General features: G+C 49.6%; 13 protein-coding genes. 5 read left to right on the forward strand and 8 right to left on the reverse strand.

Annotated features, from left to right (window positions below; genetic code table 11):
* Positions 1–45: 45 nt before the first annotated feature.
* The gene (locus Q4A89_RS01880) at positions 46–780 is read right to left on the reverse strand and encodes a DUF4469 domain-containing protein (protein ID WP_303183318.1); all 735 of its coding nucleotides are present in this window, start codon (positions 778–780) and stop codon (positions 46–48) included.
* Positions 781–1,257: 477 nt separating this feature from the next.
* Here Q4A89_RS01880 and Q4A89_RS01885 point away from each other — a divergent pair, with 477 nt between their 5' ends.
* Positions 1,258–4,299 carry a TonB-dependent receptor gene (locus tag Q4A89_RS01885; RefSeq protein WP_303183320.1) on the forward strand — a complete coding sequence of 1,014 codons (3,042 nt, stop codon included), beginning with the start codon at positions 1,258–1,260 and terminating at the stop codon, positions 4,297–4,299.
* 20 nt (positions 4,300–4,319) lie between these two features.
* A complete protein-coding gene (locus tag Q4A89_RS01890; RefSeq protein ID WP_303183321.1) occupies positions 4,320–5,771 on the forward strand; it encodes a RagB/SusD family nutrient uptake outer membrane protein in 1,452 nt (483 codons plus the stop codon).
* A 134-nt stretch (positions 5,772–5,905) separates the two neighbouring features.
* Here Q4A89_RS01890 and Q4A89_RS01895 read toward each other — a convergent pair whose 3' ends face one another.
* Both Q4A89_RS01895 and Q4A89_RS01900 read right to left on the reverse strand, forming a co-directional pair.
* Positions 5,906–8,326, reverse strand: coding sequence for an alpha-L-arabinofuranosidase C-terminal domain-containing protein (locus Q4A89_RS01895; protein ID WP_303183323.1), 2,421 nt, complete (start codon positions 8,324–8,326; stop codon positions 5,906–5,908).
* Between the two features lie 13 nt (positions 8,327–8,339).
* The gene (locus Q4A89_RS01900) at positions 8,340–8,498 is read right to left on the reverse strand and encodes a hypothetical protein (RefSeq protein ID WP_303183326.1); all 159 of its coding nucleotides are present in this window, start codon (positions 8,496–8,498) and stop codon (positions 8,340–8,342) included.
* A gap of 92 nt (positions 8,499–8,590) precedes the next feature.
* On the opposite strand from Q4A89_RS01900, the gene Q4A89_RS01905 reads away from it, so the two are divergent.
* A complete protein-coding gene (locus Q4A89_RS01905) occupies positions 8,591–9,814 on the forward strand; it encodes a serpin family protein (RefSeq protein ID WP_303183328.1) in 1,224 nt (407 codons plus the stop codon).
* 45 nt (positions 9,815–9,859) lie between these two features.
* Here the strand turns inward: Q4A89_RS01905 and Q4A89_RS01910 are convergent, their stop codons facing one another.
* The 5 genes from Q4A89_RS01910 to Q4A89_RS01930 all read right to left on the reverse strand — a co-directional run bounded on the left by Q4A89_RS01910 (position 9,860) and on the right by Q4A89_RS01930 (position 13,164).
* Positions 9,860–10,399 carry a DJ-1 family glyoxalase III gene (locus Q4A89_RS01910; RefSeq protein WP_303183386.1) on the reverse strand — a complete coding sequence of 180 codons (540 nt, stop codon included), beginning with the start codon at positions 10,397–10,399 and terminating at the stop codon, positions 9,860–9,862.
* A 35-nt stretch (positions 10,400–10,434) separates the two neighbouring features.
* Complete coding sequence (locus Q4A89_RS01915) at positions 10,435–11,271, reverse strand: energy transducer TonB (protein WP_303183330.1); 837 nt, start codon at positions 11,269–11,271, stop codon at positions 10,435–10,437.
* Positions 11,268–11,687, reverse strand: coding sequence for a biopolymer transporter ExbD (locus Q4A89_RS01920; RefSeq protein ID WP_303183332.1), 420 nt, complete (start codon positions 11,685–11,687; stop codon positions 11,268–11,270). Before Q4A89_RS01920 ends, Q4A89_RS01915 begins: the two co-directional genes overlap by 4 nt.
* 5 nt (positions 11,688–11,692) lie before the next feature.
* Positions 11,693–12,349, reverse strand: a complete 657-nt coding sequence (locus tag Q4A89_RS01925; protein WP_303183388.1) for a MotA/TolQ/ExbB proton channel family protein — start codon at positions 12,347–12,349, stop codon at positions 11,693–11,695.
* Between the two features lie 95 nt (positions 12,350–12,444).
* Positions 12,445–13,164, reverse strand: coding sequence for a pyridoxine 5'-phosphate synthase (locus tag Q4A89_RS01930; protein ID WP_303183334.1), 720 nt, complete (start codon positions 13,162–13,164; stop codon positions 12,445–12,447).
* Between the two features lie 112 nt (positions 13,165–13,276).
* On the opposite strand from Q4A89_RS01930, the gene Q4A89_RS01935 reads away from it, so the two are divergent.
* The gene (locus tag Q4A89_RS01935) at positions 13,277–14,152 is read left to right on the forward strand and encodes an NAD kinase (protein ID WP_303183336.1); all 876 of its coding nucleotides are present in this window, start codon (positions 13,277–13,279) and stop codon (positions 14,150–14,152) included.
* Positions 14,153–14,453: 301 nt separating this feature from the next.
* The gene (gene secDF / locus Q4A89_RS01940) at positions 14,454–17,486 is read left to right on the forward strand and encodes a protein translocase subunit SecDF (RefSeq protein ID WP_303183338.1); all 3,033 of its coding nucleotides are present in this window, start codon (positions 14,454–14,456) and stop codon (positions 17,484–17,486) included.
* Positions 17,487–18,286: the final 800 nt, after the last annotated feature.

Raw genomic sequence — 18,286 nt, forward strand, 5'->3', positions numbered from 1 at the left:
GGTAGCCTAATCCCGGTTCGTCCGGTAGCCTAATACCGGTTCGATTTATACATTCAACATATACTCGAACTCACAGATACGGGGCTCTTTCAGCAGTTGCTTATTCCCCGAAAACTGCGTCGTCAGGACGATACGGTAGTCACCGGGGGCGAGGGCGACGGGTACGATAAACGTGATCTTCGACGGATCGTTGACGAGAATCGACGTGGCAGGGATTTCCGTCTCGGCCGCCGTGCCGACGTTAACCAACTTCAGGCCTACCCCGGGCTTGTCGCCCTCGACACGTATTTTCGTGCCGGAGATGTTCACGCCTCCGCCGGGTGTGAGTTTTCCGTTCTCTTCGCCCGAAGTGACATCGAGCAAGCTGTTGATCACCGTGCCGGAGTATGCCATGCCGCGTACGTTGACACCGGCCGAGCGTACGGCCGAGCGCAGCTCGACATTCGGCGATACGCGTACCGACAGGCTGTGTTTCGTACTGTCCCACTGCGCATTATCGCCCACAAAGACTCCGTTGACCTTCAGACCGAAATAGCCCAGCCCGAACGATACGGAGGCACCGTTGCAGATTTCTTCGATCGCAATGTCTTTGAGGATATCCAACGAGGCTTTGAGCGTCGTGGGGTTCAGATCGGTGCGACGTGAGACGGCCGTCTTCACCAGATCATCTTCATTGAGCGTTTTGCTCGTTATTACTCGACCGAAACGGTCATCTTTCCGGTCCGTGATGGAAAGGTCGTACAACTCCACCATTACTTTGTTTTTCTCGGTTGTTGCCATGACAGTTAATTTTTTGGTAAAACAGTTTTATTGATAAACAAATGAACGGTACAATAAGTTCACGAGGAGGAAATAATTTTTATGCCTTCAATTACAATCCTATATTAAGTATCAATACAAAGCATATTGCTTTCATTCGTTCTCCTGAGTAAAAATACTTGTTATCAGGAATTTGAAAAGGTAAAAAAGATGGATTATCCCCTTCTGTTTACCCCTTAATCTTCGTACGTAAAACTTTGTTTTTCTGAAATATTTTTCACAAAAGCGACTTAGCAGACAAAAAAAATGTATTTTTGCGGAAAGTAAGTTGGTACTGTGCCACGGAAGAATTATGATTTATACATCATCAAAGAAACCGTCGATACGCAGACTTGATTATTAAAAAAGCTTTACAAACAATACGATGACAAATACGATAACACACGGTTCACAACAACCGTCCCCAAACAGGCAATACTCTTATAACTATATCTACGTATGAACAGAAAAAGATTTTTTATTGGCTTCCTGTGCCTCTTGTTCACAGGAGTGGTTACTGCCCAGACGCTTATACAGATCAGGGGCAGTGTAGTAGACGAAACGGGCGAACCGATCATCGGAGCCAACATCCTTGTGAAAGGTACGACGCAAGGCACGACGAGCGATCTGGACGGGCAATTTTCGCTGCAAGTCGATCGCTCACCGGTCACATTGCAGGTCTCGTACATGGGTTACGCACGTGTAGAGGTAGAAGCCGTATCCGGAAAACCGGTCAAAGTACAGATGGCACCAGACACGCAGATGATGGAAGAAGTCGTAGTCACCGGCTACGGTACGTTTAAAAAGTCGGCCTATGCCGGCTCGGCTTCGAACGTAAAAGGCGAGAAAATGAAAGACATTCCCGCCGTAACGTTTAAAGACCTTCTGCAAGGCAATGCCGCAGGCGTTCAATTTGCTTCGTCATCGGGACAGCCGGGCGCCTCGTCGTCGCTCAACATTCGCGGCATGGGGTCGTTCAACGCCAGCAATGCCCCGCTTTACGTAATCGACGGCGTGCCAATGCGTGCGGGATCGATCAACTCGATCGACTCGAAAGCAGGCCTCGACATCATGTCGACGCTCAACAGCTCCGATATCGAAAGCATCACCATCATCAAGGATGCCGCCGCCGCGTCGCTCTACGGTTCACGCGCAGCCAACGGGGTGGTGCTCATCACCACCAAGCGCGGCAAGGCCGGCAAACCGTCTATCCAGTTCAAAGCCGACTGGGGACAGTCCGACTTTGCCATGGAATACCGCCCGATCATGAGTGGAGAAGAACGGAGGCAGCACATCTACGACGGACTGGCGGCAGGGCAGATCAAAAAAGGGAAAAGCGAAGCCGAAGCTAAGGCCTATGCCAACAAGAAAATAGACGATTATGCCCCGGTTCCGTGGTGCGGATATGTGGACTGGGACGATGTGCTGCTTCAAAAAGGCAACCACCAGTCGTACGAAACATCGATCACCGGAGGTACGGAACGATTCAATTACTATTCGTCCCTCGCATACCTGAAGCAGGAAGGTCTCTCGCTACGATCCGGCCTGGAACGTATCAGCGGTCGTCTGAATGTGGACTACAACGCCACCGACAAACTGAAAATCGGTGCGAACATTTTATTTGCCACCGTGAATCAGGAAGTGTATTCGGAAGGTACCTCCTATTCTTCTCCTTTTTATACTTCGCGAAACGCAGTCGTTCCCTCCGACCCCGTCTACAACGAAGACAACACATGGAATCGCGAACTGATCCGTATCGGCGACCGTAACCCCGCATTGGCGGCAGCTTACGACTTCCAGCGCGAATACGTGACACGTGCCTTCAATACTGTCTACGGCGAATATGAGCTTCTCAAAGACCTGAAATTCAAATCGACTTTCAGCTATGACTACGTGAATACGAAAGGACGGGAATGGTACGACCCACGCACCTCGAACGGCGAAGATAAAAACGGAGGCATGATCAAGAAGTTCTACGAATATAAAAAGATGGTATGGGCCAATCAGCTCAGTTATAAAATAACCCTGGCCGAAAACCATCACGTCGATGCGCTGGCAGGCTATGAAATCGACGATCAATACCGCGATTTTTTATCCGGTTATGCCACGAATTTCGCCACGCCCGACAAGAACGAGATCAGCAACGGGATGAAGACCGAGTCGGTCAGCGGCAACGATATCCGCACCCGGATGGTCTCCTACATTTCCCGCCTGAACTACGATTACAAGAACAAATATTATCTGGGTGGCAGTTTCCGTACCGATGGCAGTTCACGCTTCCACCGGAACAATCGCTGGGGTAGCTTCTGGTCGGTATCGGCCGCATGGCGCGCCATCGAAGAAGATTTCATCTCGCCGGCCAAAGACTGGCTAACCGACCTCAAGCTCCGCGCCTCGTACGGGGTGAACGGCACACTTCCCTCCGACTATTTCGGGTACATGGGACTGAGCAGCCTCACCAACGGATACCTCGAACAGCCCGGCATCGTCCGTTCTCAAATGATGAACAAAGACTTGCAATGGGAAACAAACCATAACCTCAATCTCGGTTTAGACTTCGGCCTGTGGAACCGTCTTAATGTAACCTTGGAATACTATACCCGAATCACCCGCAACTTGCTCATGGATCGACCGATTTCCATGACGAGCGGCTTCGACAGCTACCTGATGAATATCGGTGAAGTGAAAAACCGGGGGATCGAATTAGAGGTCAACTCGACGAATGTGCAGACGAAGAATTTCTTATGGAACACGACATTCAACATTTCGCATAACCGGAACGAAATCGTGACATTGGACGGTTTGCAGACGGAGATCATCAGCGGCAACCAGATCCGCAAAGTCGGAAAATCTTACCGTACCTTCTACCTCATCGAATTCGCGGGTATCAACCCTGAAACCGGCGCGCCGCAGTTCTACACCAACGAGAAAGACAAGGATGGAAACTATAAGAAAGAAATCACCGAATCGGTCGAGCAGGCACGCGCCATCGTACTGGATAAACATGCCGAACCCGACGTGATCGGAGGGCTTTCCAACACGCTTCGTTACAAATGGTTCGACCTGAGTTTCATGTTCTCCTACCAGTTCGGAGGCTACTCGTACGACACGTGGGCGCAAAAAACGGAGCACGGCGGTAACGACCTGAAAGCAAACATCCCGACGTATTACCGCAACAGCTGGAAACGTCCGGGCGATGTCACGAACTACGAACTGTTCTACGAAAATCCCGCCGTGGCGATGAATAAAATTTCGACGACGCGCAGGTTGCACAGCACGGACTTTATTCGTCTCAAGACACTGACCTTCGGTATCACCCTCCCAAAAGGATGGACTCAAAAGCTAAAAATCGATCGTCTGCGGTTCTATGCCTCAGCCAACAACCTCTGGACATGGGCGGCATACGATTATTACGACCCGGAAGCCGTCAGCGGAGGTACCGCCATTTGGGGTACTCCCCCTTTACGGACGGTCACATTCGGATTCAACATGCATTTCTAACTCGATAAAAATTCAACATCATGAAACAATTCAAATACCTATGGATCATTTCCATCCTGTTCTCCATAACGTCGTGCGGTAACGACTGGTTAGACCTCGAACCTTCCACCTCGATCGATACCGAAACCAGCATCCGGTCACTCAAAGACATCGAATTTACGCTGAACGGCATCTACAGCACCATGCAACATTCCGACGCCTATTCGGGACGACTCGTTTACTATGGCGATGCGACAGGCGATGATATGCAAGCCGTCAGCTCTACGAAGCGCGTAGCGAACTATTACCGTTTCAATTTCACGAAAGACAACGGCCCCTCCAGCCATTGGTCGTACCTCTATTTCATCATTCAAAATTGCAATCTGATTCTGCAAAACATCGACAAGATCACCGTCAATGAAAAAGAAAAGGCATATGCTAACGATCTGAAAGGACAAACATTAGCCATTCGAGGCATGGCACTGTTCGATCTGACGCGTATCTTCGGCTATCCGTACACGAAAGACAACGGGGCGTCGTTGGGCGTAGCGATCGTAGAAACCCTTCCGGACATCCACAGTAAGCCCGCGCGCAATACCGTAGCCGAGTGCTATGCCAAAGTCATCGACGACCTGACGACCTCCGTCGCGCTGCTGGGTAGCCAATTCAACAAAGGGAAAATCAATAAATGGGCGGCCATGACGCTCTTAAGCCGCGTCTACCTATACAAGAACGAGAACGCTCTGGCGTTGAAAACAGCTGCGGAAGCCATCGAGGGCGCACAAAAGAACGGATATGCCTTGTGGACGAACGAAGCATACCCGACAGCATGGAGTCATGACGCATCGGCTGCCAATCCGGGCGAGGTGCTGTTCGAAATCGTGAACCTGACGACGGATACGCCAGGCAAAGAAAGCATGGGATACCTCAGTTCGAAAGACGGCTACGACGACATTTGCATCACGTGCTCGTTTTATCACCTGCTCAAGGAAGATCCGAAAGACGTGCGTCTGAAACTGCTGAGTTTCGACAAAAAATACTATGCCTACGTCAACAAGTACCAGCCGCAACAGAATGAGGCGATTCAGGATGCGAATATTCCGCTGCTGCGCCTCTCCGAAACGTACCTGAATGCAGCCGAAGCGGCCGTCAAGACGGGTGACAACAAGGCCGCCGTGAAATACCTTGACGCGATCGTCAAACGCGCCAATCCGGCCAACACGGTCGAAGGGAAGAGCCTGACCGTCGAAGACGTCCTGAACGAACGGCGCAAAGAACTGGTCGGTGAGGGACATCGCATGTACGACGTGATTCGTAACGGAATGAAGGTAAAACGTAAAGATGTAGAGGATCGTAACCTGAGCAGAACAAAGCATGATACACCCTACATGGAGTATGACTGGAATTTTTACATGATCGTACTGCCCATCCCGAAGAAAGAAATGGATACGAACCCTAATATGCTGCAGAATCCGGGATACGGAAGTAACTAACGTTCCTCAGTCTCAATAGAACGGAAGGCTATCGTCGGCCGTTTTGGCGATCTGTTTGCCTCGTTTCTTATCTGTAAAGTTCCGCCCTTTGTGCCGGGATTGATAAGAAACGAGGCTATAAGTGTTGCGGCTGTTCACTCCTTGACCTTCAGCCTGAGAATCGTTACCGAATTAGGAGGAAACCCGTAACGTATCGGGCGCTGCGTCCGAAAGCGTATCGTCTGTTTCACGGGCATCACTGCATCGGGATATTTGAAGGTGTTACGGCTGTCGGGGCGTGCCGAAAGCCGGAGCAGCTCGGCCTCGTCTTCTACTTTCCGGCCTTTCACATCCAACGAAGTCCATTCTTCATGCATCGTCGTATTGACGACTTTCAGGATGATCGTATCCGTCTCCGGATCGTACGTGGCCACCGAGAGCAGGGACGGCATAAGCGGCACCGTCGCTTCCGGCAGTTCAACCTGACCGATCCGGCACCGGATCGTCTCGTCCCGGCACTCGATCCGTACCATGCTCCACGCATCCTTCGAGAGCGAGAGGGGAACAGTTTCCGTAAGCGGTTGCCGCCATGTTCCGGCACAACGATACAGCACCGCGGTACTGTCGGTCAGTACGAGCGAGATTGCGTCGCGTCGCTCGTCGGTCAGACCGTTATCGCGTACTTGCAATCGCATGGTTGCCCCGTTTTTTAGCGGCCGGATACGAGCCGAGAAGGTATAATTAGACATCGTCGAGTCGCCGAATAACCGATATTTCGCTCCGTCGGACGGCTTCTCTTTTTCCGAGAAGATCGACTGTACCGCTTCATTCAGTGCTATTTCGCTTGTCTCAAATTCATCGCCCGAAAAAACGACCGATGCCCGGCCGCAAGTCACCAACGGTTTGCGATACGTATTCACTTCTGTTGCCAACACTTCTTTTCCGCGGTTTCGGGCAAACATTTGCAAGACATGGTATGAAGGTGTTTTGACCACACGCGACGCATCGAAGAGAATGGCCGGTGTACCGTTCAGAGGGAAACCGGCATGTCCCAACAACGGTGAATAGGAAACGCCGCAGATATGCGCCGGATTACGTTCTACACCGACGAGAAAAGCCGCCTCCCCTACCGCGGCACGCATGGTGCCGCCCTCACGTCCCCAAGCCGTGCCGAAAGCCCCCACGAACAGGCTCGCTCTACGCGATCCTCTGACCTTCGTTTCGAGACAGGAGCTGCTCGCGATCAAATGATCGGCGCTCATCAGATAACGCATATTGATCCGGTCTTCACGAAAATCTCGAACCGCCGCCGAGTCACCGGCCATGACGGCCATCTGCGGAAACGTATCCCTGAGAGCGCGCCTCAGAAAACGATAGCGACGGACATATTCCTCTCCGTGATTCGCGTCGCCGAACGACACCGCCGATAATCCGAAGGGCGCGGCATGTCCATGAGCGGCACGGCGTGCTCCTCCTTGCGGGTCAGTGGCCGGTCCGTTCGCATACGCCACGGCCCCTGCCGCGCGGAGCGCCAACAGCCCCATATTCCTCATATCTTCGTAAAGGGAACGATAGCGCTGGTTCAGCACCCCGGCGTTCATTACATAGACCGGTCGGGCGTTGAGGTCTTCACACAGTTGAAGATACTCATACAATCCGACACCGTTCGTCGTGCCGTAGCCCCAGATGCTCCAAAGAGGCTTACGCGACTCGATGGGGCCGACAGTCCCCTCCCAATCAGGAATCATGACAGGCGTGTAGCTCTCGGCGAAAGCTCCTCCGGGGAACCGGACAAACGCCGGCGAAAGCTCCGCCACGGCCTCCATCAGATCGGCACGCAGACCGTTCGGACGCTCTTTCCACGTCTTTTGGGGAAATAACGAAACCACGTCGAGGTGGAACGATACACCGCTGTCGGCTTCAAATACCAGCGTCGCATTCGGTGCGCTGTCCGTCGCCGTAAAGGTATGGCGAAAGCGCATCCACGCTTCCGGCATGTCGACGACATAAGGTTGGCTCAACAACCGGCCGGCCAATGTGTCGCGCAGCGCAACCGAGATCTTCCGCCCATATCTGCCGCGTAGATAGAAAGACAAGTCGTACCGCTCGCCCCCAACGATCGAAATACCGTGAAAACCTTCTGCCACAACGCCTCCCGACCCTCCCGAAGAGGCGATTTGCACAAACAGCGAACGGCGGTTCTCTTCATTCAACGGATCACGCGTATCGATCATCAGCGAAGTATTGGACGAAAGCGCTCGCCATCCCGGAAGGGCGCAGGGCGAAACGAAAGGAATCCGCCAACCGGCGGGCGTGACGATCACGTTCCGCGACGCATCGTACGAACAGCCGTAAGGCACAGCCCCATCCTCCAAACTGCGGTTACGGATCATCTCCGCATAAATTCCCCCCTCAACAGCGTGATTCATCTCCTCCAACGTCACACCATACAGCGCTTCCTGCACCGGCTGCGAAGGTTTTTCCAAATCGATCATGACTGACGAAGTCACCGGCCTTTCCGGCCGGCAAGCCGTCAGCAACCACACTCCCATCACCGCTATATCTCGTAATTTCATATCATTATCCTGCTCAAAATAATACGTTCAGACGCATCATATCTTCGCGCAAACAAATGATGCCAAACGCTTTTCCGTATAAGTTGCGCAAAACTACATAAAAAGTTTGTGATTTCGGACGTTGCTCTGCTGCAAAGCTGTTCTTATCTGTCCAAACGAACCACGTCATCATTTTTTTGAACCGACATTGCAACGTTTTTGCCCTTTTACACGTCAAGGTATAGAGATCATTTTAAAAAACGTTTTACAAAAAAATCGATTGAGATGAAAACACAATGGATTGGTATCGGGATCATGGCTTTAATGGGCGCCTGTACTTCCGATCATGAAACACCCAAGCCTCTGACCGAGGCCCAGCCCATCGTCTTGAAAAAGGCAGAGAAGGTAGAAAAAGACAACGCCTTCGCCTTCGATCTGCTACGAACGACGCGCAAGCACACGACCGAAGCGAATGTTTTTATCTCGCCGCTGAGCGTAAGCATGGCGCTGAACATGACGCTGAACGGCGCCGCCGGCACCACGGCCGATGAGATGAAAACCGCACTGCGCGAAACCGGTTATACGATGGAGGACATCAACGAATACAGTCGTTCGCTACGGGAAGCACTCCTCAAAGTAGACCCTTCGACCACGATCGGGATGGCCAATTCGATCTGGTACAAACAGGAAGCATCGGTTAAAGAGCCGTTTATTCAGGCTAATCGCACGTACTACGACGCGGAGGTGAGAGCCGTCGATTTTTCATCGCCCGCCACTCTTCCGGCCATTAACGGCTGGTGTGCGAAAAAAACGAACAACAAAATCACCGAGGTGCTGGACAACATTCCGGAAAACGCTTTTATGTATCTGATCAATGCCGTTTATTTCAAAGGCATCTGGATGACCCGGTTTAAAAAGAGCGATACCCAACGTGCTTCTTTCCGTAAAGCGGACGGTACCACACAGGAAGTCAGCATGATGGCGCAGACAAGCACTCTTGGCTACACGACCGACGAACGGTGCCGGTACCTTGAGATGGACTACGGCAACAAGGCGTTCAGCATGATCGTGATGCTGCCGAACGAAGGCAAAACGACGCGCGACGTGATCGAACAGCTCGACAACAAGCATTGGGATGTGATTACAAAAGGCATTCACCCAACGCAAATATCTCTGCGTATGCCGCGCTTCAAGACGGAATGTAAATACCAGCTCGAGAAAAAGATTCTGCCGGAGATGGGAATGAACGTACCGTTTACAACATCCGCCGATTTTTCCGGTATCACCGATATCCCAATATTCATTTCGCGCGTGATCCATAAAACATTTGTGCAAGTCGACGAAGAAGGTACGGAAGCAGCGGCCGTAACCGTTGTAGAGACAAAAAATACATCCGTCGGTCCTTCCCCCGTTCCTTTCCATATTGATCGGCCGTTTGTTTTTGCCATACGCGAAAAGAGCACCGGCGTCATTCTGTTTATCGGAGAGATCGGAGAAGTCAAAGAATAAAACGCTCACCTGTCATACATAAAAAAGCCGCGTGAAGCGGCTTTTTTATTTCAATAATAAATCTTTGGCGACTTGTTCAGCCGACTCGAGCCCTTCAAGATGCTCCAAAATAGCCAATCCGAAATCGAAAACCAGCCCCGGTCCCCGACCCGTAATGATTGAGCCATCGGTGACTGTCGGCGCGTTCACTACGGTTGCTCCCTTCAGATACTCTTCAAACCCCGGATAACACGTCGCACGCTTCCCTTCAAGCAGTCCCAGCCCGCCGAAAACAAGCGGAGCTGCACAAATAGCAGCCAACGGCTTGCCGGCCTCGTGATGACGGACGATTTCCTTCTTCAATGCCTCGTAATCGTTGAGCATCGGCCCTCCGCCGGGCAACACGAGCACATCGGCATCAGCATAGCTGAGATCTTCAAATAGCGCATCGGCAACGACAGGGATATCATGGCCTCCCTTAACCGTCAAGTTTCCGGTCATCGAAACCGTTACAACGTGCATTCCTCCACGGCGCAGTACATCGACCGTACCGATGGCTTCGACTTCTTCAAAGCCGGTTGCTAAAAATACATAAGCCTTTTTCATCATTTATAAGTTTTTGAATGGTTATTACATGTGTTTTATCTTAATGAATAGCGGTACGTAATCGTCCCGCTCTGATTATTCGTGCCCTGAATACTGTTAAACTTCGCCTTCCGCGCAGCTTCGAGCGCACTCTTTCGCATTGTGGCATGGTCGATGTTCGTACCTTTACCGATCTCGGCCATGATCACGTTGCCCCGCGGGTCGACGGTGATATTGATCACGATCCGCCCCTCTTCCTGAATGGTATAGGCCGGTCTGGGCAAGCCTCCCGCACCAATGGAACGTCCGTTCAAGTTGAATGAACCGATACCGCCCACTCCTTCGTTCGCTCCGCTGTCGGAGTTGCCGAACGGGCTTCCCTGATTGCCGCTGCCGCTGGCCGCATCGCCCTGATTACTGTTCTCGCTGCCTCCGGTTGACCCGAAAGCACCGGCTACACGGTCACGGATTGCCTGTTCCTTACGCCGCTGTTCATCAGCCTGTTTCTTGCGTTCTGCTTCGGCCTTGCGCTGCTCCGCGTCCTTTCTACGAGCCTCGTCCTGTTCTTTCATTTCCTTCTTTTTCCGTTCTTCCTCCTTCTTCTTATTGGTGAGTGAGACGGATTCTTCCATGTCCTGCGTGATCATTTCTTCGGCTGGCGTAGGAGGAGCAGGTTGTGGTGGAGGAGCGGCTGTCATATCGGACGAAGCAGGTTCACCGCGCGGCTCAAACCGTCCAGCTGCGAGGTCGATATTGCCGAAATTCACCATAACACCGCCATCTTCCTCCGGAACAATCGTTTTAAGTACCGTAAAATAGAGGAAAAGGAAGAGCGCCAAATGAAAGATAATCGAGCCGATCAGCGCTATGATATCGTTCTTTTCAAACTTCATGGCCTATGAGATGGAGGACGGGTGGCCAATACGACTTTGAATTTATTTTCGTTCGCAATATCCAGCACCTTCACGATTTCTTTATAAGGAACGGTTTCATCGGCATATAATGCCACAAACATATCAGGCTCCTGAGCGTACTGCTCCTGAAGAAAAGGCGTGATTTCGTCGAATGTGACCATCCGCTCGCGCTGCTTCCCGGCCGCAACATAGTATTTCCCGGCCGCATCGATGGTAACCCGTGTAAGCGGTTTCGCAGCCGTCTGCTTCTGAGCTTGAGGCAAAGTCAGTTTGATCGCGTTCGGTACTACCACCGTCGACGTAACCATAAAAAAGATCAGTAACAGAAAGATGACATCCGTCATCGAAGCCATACTGAACGCCGCATTGATTTTTGTTTTTCGTTTCAACGCCATGATACTCAGCTTGCCGGTTCGTTCAGTAAGTCCATAAACTCCATCGTACTGGCCTCTAACTGATTGACGACATTATCTACACGTGATACCAAATAGTTGTACGCAAAGAGAGCGATGATGCCTACCACCAGACCGCCTACCGTTGTAACCAGCGCTTCATAGATTCCACCCGAGAGCAACGATACATCGACATTCGTCCCGGCATTGGCCATATCGTAAAAAGCATGTACCATCCCGGTCACCGTACCTAAAAAACCGATCATCGGAGCACCGGCTGCTGTCGTTGCAAGCACGGGAAAACCTTTCTCCAACTTGGCAATTTCGATATTTCCGGCATTCTCGATCGCCGCGAGCACATCGTTCGTGGGACGCCCCAAACGGATAATTCCTTTTTCGATCATACGGGCTGACGGCGTATGGGTGGTACGGCACAAGTTGAGCGCCGAATCGACTTTTCCTTCATATACATAATCCCGAATCCGGTTCATAAACGTTTCGTCACTCTTGGCCGCCTGACGGATCACCAAGACTCTTTGAATAAAGAAATAAATTGCGACTAAAGAGAGGACGAGGAGAACGCCCATCACCCATCCGCCTTTCAGTGCCAAATCAATAATATTCAATTGCGCTTCCGTCGGGACGGTGCCCGTCGTCAGTTCCATCGGGGCTGTGTCGGCCGGAGTAGGTGTCACTTGTGCTAATACTGCTAAGATGTTCATACGTTTTTCTGTTTTATGTTTTGTTTTTGTTCTTTTTTCTATGCCTGCTTCAGGCAGTTTTTATAGAGGCAGATCGTTTCTTTCAAACCGTAATAGAGCGCGTCACAGATCAAAGCATGGCCGATGGACACTTCTTCGAGCCACGGCACGCGCGACACGAAGAAAGATAGATTCTGCAAGTTCAGATCATGGCCGGCATTGATACCGAGATCAAGCTCATGCGCATACTTGGCTGCTTCAACAAATGGGGCTACGGCAGCCTCCCTGTCCGTGTCATATCGCTGTGCATACGGTTCAGTATACAATTCGATACGGTCCGCCCCCGTTTGAGCTGCCCATTCGAGGTTCGGCAAATCCGTTTCGACAAATATAGATGTGCGGATGCGGTTTCGCTTGAATACCTCTGTTAACTCGCTCAACAATTCGAAATGCTCCCGTACGTTCCATCCCGCATTGGAGGTTAAGGCATCGGGAGCATCGGGTACCAGGGTAACTTGTGTCGGCTTCACATCCAACACCAGGTCAATAAATGACGCACTGGGATATCCTTCGATATTCAGTTCGGTACGAATATTCGGCTTAATGGCATAAACGTCGCTGTACCGGATATGCCGGCCGTCGGGACGGGGATGAACAGTGATACCCTGAGCACCGAATGATTCACAGTCTTTGGCGATCTGTTCCACATCGGGCATATTTCCACCTCGCGCATTACGCAGAGTAGCCGTCTTATTGATGTTCACACTTAAATTTACCATGCAAGATATGTCTTATTTCGTTCACTTTCCTTATATTTGTCGACAAATATACATGCAAATGTAGGATGAATTGGGGAATTATTAAAGAAATTCGGTGTAAAAGATTTATAAAATGAAAGTTGGATTATTCGGTAGTGGACATCACACGGATAAATTGCCGTTGATTCGCAGATTATTCAAAAAGTTAGCCGTATTGAACGCGAGAGTTTATGTTTCACACGATTTCGACGCATTCCTGGCCGAGTTTCCCGAAGTATGCCCCACGATTAACGGCGTCCTTCAAGCCCCCCCGTTCGATCTGGATATCGCATTAAGTGTAGGAGGCGATGGGACATTTCTTCGCACGGCTGAGCAGATCAACAGGCAGAACATCCCGATTTTAGGCATCAATACGGGACGATTAGGTTTTCTGGCCGATATCGGGGCAGACCAGATTGAGGAAACACTCGACGAACTTTATCATAAACATTATAATATAGAAGAACGGATGCTGCTCCGTCTGGATATGGACAAGCATACGTTTGAAGGCTACAACTGCGCCCTTAACGAAGTGGCCATTTTGAAACGTGAGACCTCTTCGATGATCACGATCCACACAAGCCTGAACGACGAATACCTGACCTCCTATCAGGCCGACGGGTTAGTCATTGCAACACCCACCGGCTCTACAGCTTATTCGATGAGTGTCAACGGTCCCATCATTTTGCCGCAGAGCGATAACATCGTATTGAGTCCTGTGGCACCGCACAGCCTAAATGTCCGCCCGCTCGTGGTGCCCGGATCGTATAAAATTTCGTTAAACATCGAAAGTCGGACCAATTCCTTTCTGATCTCCCTCGACGGGCGTTCGCAAAGCTGCCCCACAGATGTAAGACTTTCCGTTTCCAAAGCGGATTTTTCGATACATATTATAAACCGGTACAACCAGACTTTTTATCAAACTTTACGTGATAAATTGATGTGGGGAGCCGACAAAAGAGTTAAATAAAGCTAACACAATGCGTTTTTCTGCCGAAGAATTATGTTGGATAGCATAAAACGCCTTATCTTTGCATCGTGTTTTTCATGGTATTAGATTTAAGGTTAACAATGAAGATTGTGGTTGTCGTGAGACAACCATTTCTTTTTTATAGAAGTTCCTAAATTTTGCCCCCAATTTCAATCCTCGTTTCCCTTCGCATAAAACAAGAATTAATTCCGTTTTTGTCATTAACTAATGAAAAAACGCTATATTTGCACCCTAAAAAAAGAGGAATAAGAACAAATAACATATAAATCAAGAATTTCAAATGCAAAACAAAGGATTTGTGAGAGTTTTTGCGATATTGCTCACGCTGGTTTGCCTCTATTATCTCTCTTTCTCATTTGTGACGAGAAAATATTATAAAGAGGCGGCTGAGTATGCAAACGGAAGCTCGTCGAAGGAGAGTTTTTATCTAGACTCGTTAGCCAACAAAAAAGTTTGGTTTGGCGCTTATACGTTGAAACAGTGCCGGGAGATGGAAGTAACCTTAGGACTTGACCTGAAAGGTGGAATGAACGTTGTATTGGAGCTCAACGTACCGGATGTCATCCGTTCGCTGGCCAACAACAATCAGGATGCCAATTTCAACAAAGCGTTGGAAGCTGCCTATGCCCGTCAGGCAACCAGCCAGAAAAACTTTGTCGATCTGTTCGCCGAAGAGTATAAGAAGCTGGATCCGGGTGCACATTTGTCAGCGCTTTTCAGCACGTTTGAATTGAAAGAAAAAATTAACCCGCAAAGTTCTGACGCTCATGTTGTTTCCGTACTTAAAGAAGAGCTGCAAAGCGCCATCGACAACTCCTTTAATGTATTACGTACGCGTATAGACCGCTTTGGGGTTGTTTCGCCCAATATCCAGCGTCTCGAAACTGCCGGACGTATTTTGGTCGAATTGCCGGGTGTAAAAGAGCCGGCACGTGTGCGCAAACTTTTGCAGGGAAGTGCCAACCTCGAATTCTGGGAAACGTATAACCTGACGGAGATCAATCAGCAACTGATGGCAGCCGACCAAGTACTGGCACGCATTCTGACACCGGTATCGGCGGCGCCAGCCGACACGACTGCTGCATCCGTGACGACTCCCGAATCGGCGGCGCCAGCCGACACGACGGCCTCACAAGCCACCGACTCGCTGATCGCACAGTTGGGAAGTGAGGAGCAGCAAACGCCCGAAGCCAACATGTCGCTCGAAGAATATGCCAAACAACATCCGCTGTTTGCTTTGTTGCAACTGAACGTAGACCCAACCGGACGTTACCTGATCCCCGGACCGGTAGTAGGCTATGCGAGAAAAACAGATATGGATAAGATTTCAGAATATCTGAATATGTCACAGGTCAAAGCCGTGTTGCCGAACAACGTTATCTTCCGTTGGGGCGTCAAAGCAATGGATGAGAACGACCAGTTCTACCAGTTGTATGCGCTGAAAGTAACAAACCGCGACGGCACGCCGGCCATGAGTGGCGACGTCGTGACGAATGCCGTGGCCGACTTCGCACAACAGCAGATCGGACGTTCGCAGTATCAGGTGAGCATGACGATGAATGCCGAAGGAGCACGTGAATGGGCGCGTCTGACGAAAGAAAATATTAAACGAAGCATCGCGATCGTGCTGGATGGAATGGTTTATTCTGCCCCGACCGTTCAGACGGAAATTACCGGCGGACAATCGCAGATTACGGGCGACTTTACGCAGGATGAAGGAAAAGACTTGGCCAACGTACTGAAATCAGGTAAGATGGCTGCTTCGGTGAATATCGTACAGGAAGATATCGTAGGGCCTTCGCTCGGTCATGAAGCTATTCAGGCGGGAGTTATCTCGTTCGTGCTGGCTCTGATTATTTTGATGATATACATGTGCGCCATCTACGGTCTTGTACCGGGTATGATTGCCAACGGTGCATTGGTGCTGAACATTTTCTTCACCATGGGTATTCTCGCATCGTTCCAAGCTGTATTGACGCTGCCGGGTATCGCCGGTATGGTGCTTACACTGGGTATGGCCGTCGATGCCAACGTGTTGATTTACGAACGCACAAAAGAAGAACTGCGTAGCGGCAAACAACTGGCTAAAGCCATTGCTGACGGTTACTCAAACGCTTTCTCGGCAATTTTCGATGCGAACCTGACAACTGTCATCACAGGTATCGTATTATTCGTGTTCGGAACAGGCCCAATCCGCGGATTCGCCACGACCTTGATTATCGGTCTGATCGCATCATTCCTCACGGCTGTCTTCCTGACCCGTCTCGTATACGAAGCGTTATTGGCGAAAGATAAGATCAAGAATCTGACCTTCACGACTTCGCTGTCAAAAAATATTCTGACTAATCCGAAAGTGAACTTCCTCGGAAAGCGTAAAATCGGTTATCTGATTCCGCTGAGCATCATTATCCTCGGTACGGTTTCGATGTTCACCGTAGGCTTGAATAACGGTATCGACTTTACGGGAGGACGTAACTATGTGATTCGCTTCGACAAAGATGTGCGAACGGACGAAATCCGTTCGGCACTCGAACCGCAATTGCAAGGTGGGTCAGTCGGTGTCATTACCATTGGTTCACAGAACCAGGTACGTGTATCGACAAACTATCGAATTGACGACAACGCCACGGATGTAGACGATGATATTACGGCCAAACTGTATGCGGGTCTGCAATCGTTCTTGCCGCAAGGTACGACGTTCGAACAGTTTACCTCTGACCATATTCAGAGTTCGCAGAAGGTAGGACCGAGCATGGCTGATGACATTAAGAACAGTGCATTCATGGCCGTAATTTTTGCCATGTTCTGTATGGCGCTGTATATCCTCGTTCGGTTCCGCGACGTAGCCTTCTCAGTCGGCGTATTCGTATCCGTAGCAGTAACGACATTGTGTATCATAGCACTCTACACGTTGCTGTGGAAGATCATGCCATTCTCGATGGAGGTAGACCAGACGTTTATTGCAGCCATTCTAACCGTGATCGGATACTCGATCAACGATACGGTGGTTGTCTTCGACCGTATCCGCGAAACGATTCAAACGTATCCCAAACGCGACCGTTATCAGGTGATCAACGATGCATTGAACTCAACGCTTGCACGTACCTTCAGTACGTCACTCTCGACCTTTATCGTTGTCTTGATCATCTTCCTGCTGGGTGGTTCTACGATTCAGAGTTTTACATTTGCTATCCTGTTGGGGGTAATCGTCGGAACCTATTCGACGCTGTTCGTAGCCACGCCAATCGCATATGAAATTCAGAAACGTAAATTTAAAACGACAGAGCATGCTTCGGCAGTAGCTACCGCGTAATTCTGTTTTACATAGCTTGAAAGAGGCAGCTTCTCATCATCAACGATGAGGCTCTGCCTCTTTTGTATTTTTCCCCAATTATTTTCCCTTGTAAATTCATTTCTAACTGCCCCCCTAATTTTTATCGGACAACTACTCCTATTGCCATGCAAAAAAGATTTGGAAACGAAGGAAATGGACTATTCAGACAACGCATATACTGACCTCGAAGATGTTTTTTCAGACTTTCCAATTATTTATCCGATGCTAATAATTGAATAACAAAGCATATCACCTTCGTCCCTTCACCTGAAAGAAATTCCTATTTTTAGGGATCAATCGAAATAAAACATCTTTTTCTTTTCACCAAGAATATAAAAATTTCTCATATAAAAAAATTAAATCAAGAATACAAAACCTTTTTACCGAAAAAGAACATTTCCTTATGTCGGATGTATTGCAAGAGCTGTCTCTCCTCCACAGGGTTTCTGCTCCGAGAACATGTTTAAAGATTTCAATACGTCTCCGGAAAGAAAAGTGGAAGTTATAGAGCTGAAAAGTATAGCCAATGAAGACGAGAAAGAGAAATATCTCGTTCAATTACTAAATGTTTTAGTTCCTAAAATAGCATGCTTCAAAATCGAACCGGAAAAATACAGGGACCGTACAATTCGCGATATCTGTACAATAAGAATATAAAACAATGAAGACAAAATCTTTTTTATTTTATTGACTATGGCAGCATGTTGTATACTTGTTTCATGCTCCAACAACGACGATGAATATACGGTCGTCGTTGAAAAAGTTTTCAGCAACACTCC

Origin of the sequence: Tannerella sp., assembly GCF_030528505.1 — a bacterium.
Taxonomy (GTDB): domain Bacteria; phylum Bacteroidota; class Bacteroidia; order Bacteroidales; family Tannerellaceae; genus Tannerella.

What these genes read in the sequence shown, in the direction of transcription:
- Q4A89_RS01920 (WP_303183332.1), bottom strand. Translation starts at nt 11,687, where the DNA reads ATGGCGTTGAAACGAAAAACAAAAATCAATGCGGCGTTCAGTATGGCT.
- Q4A89_RS01925 (WP_303183388.1), bottom strand. Translation starts at nt 12,349, where the DNA reads ATGGAACTGACGACGGGCACCGTCCCGACGGAAGCGCAATTGAATATT.
- Q4A89_RS01915 (WP_303183330.1), bottom strand. Translation starts at nt 11,271, where the DNA reads ATGAAGTTTGAAAAGAACGATATCATAGCGCTGATCGGCTCGATTATC.
- Q4A89_RS01905 (WP_303183328.1), top strand. Translation starts at nt 8,591, where the DNA reads ATGAAAACACAATGGATTGGTATCGGGATCATGGCTTTAATGGGCGCC.
- Q4A89_RS01895 (WP_303183323.1), bottom strand. Translation starts at nt 8,326, where the DNA reads ATGAAATTACGAGATATAGCGGTGATGGGAGTGTGGTTGCTGACGGCT.
- Q4A89_RS01910 (WP_303183386.1), bottom strand. Translation starts at nt 10,399, where the DNA reads ATGAAAAAGGCTTATGTATTTTTAGCAACCGGCTTTGAAGAAGTCGAA.
- secDF (WP_303183338.1), top strand. Translation starts at nt 14,454, where the DNA reads ATGCAAAACAAAGGATTTGTGAGAGTTTTTGCGATATTGCTCACGCTG.
- Q4A89_RS01890 (WP_303183321.1), top strand. Translation starts at nt 4,320, where the DNA reads ATGAAACAATTCAAATACCTATGGATCATTTCCATCCTGTTCTCCATA.
- Q4A89_RS01900 (WP_303183326.1), bottom strand. Translation starts at nt 8,498, where the DNA reads ATGATGACGTGGTTCGTTTGGACAGATAAGAACAGCTTTGCAGCAGAG.
- Q4A89_RS01935 (WP_303183336.1), top strand. Translation starts at nt 13,277, where the DNA reads ATGAAAGTTGGATTATTCGGTAGTGGACATCACACGGATAAATTGCCG.
- Q4A89_RS01930 (WP_303183334.1), bottom strand. Translation starts at nt 13,164, where the DNA reads ATGGTAAATTTAAGTGTGAACATCAATAAGACGGCTACTCTGCGTAAT.
- Q4A89_RS01885 (WP_303183320.1), top strand. Translation starts at nt 1,258, where the DNA reads ATGAACAGAAAAAGATTTTTTATTGGCTTCCTGTGCCTCTTGTTCACA.
- Q4A89_RS01880 (WP_303183318.1), bottom strand. Translation starts at nt 780, where the DNA reads ATGGCAACAACCGAGAAAAACAAAGTAATGGTGGAGTTGTACGACCTT.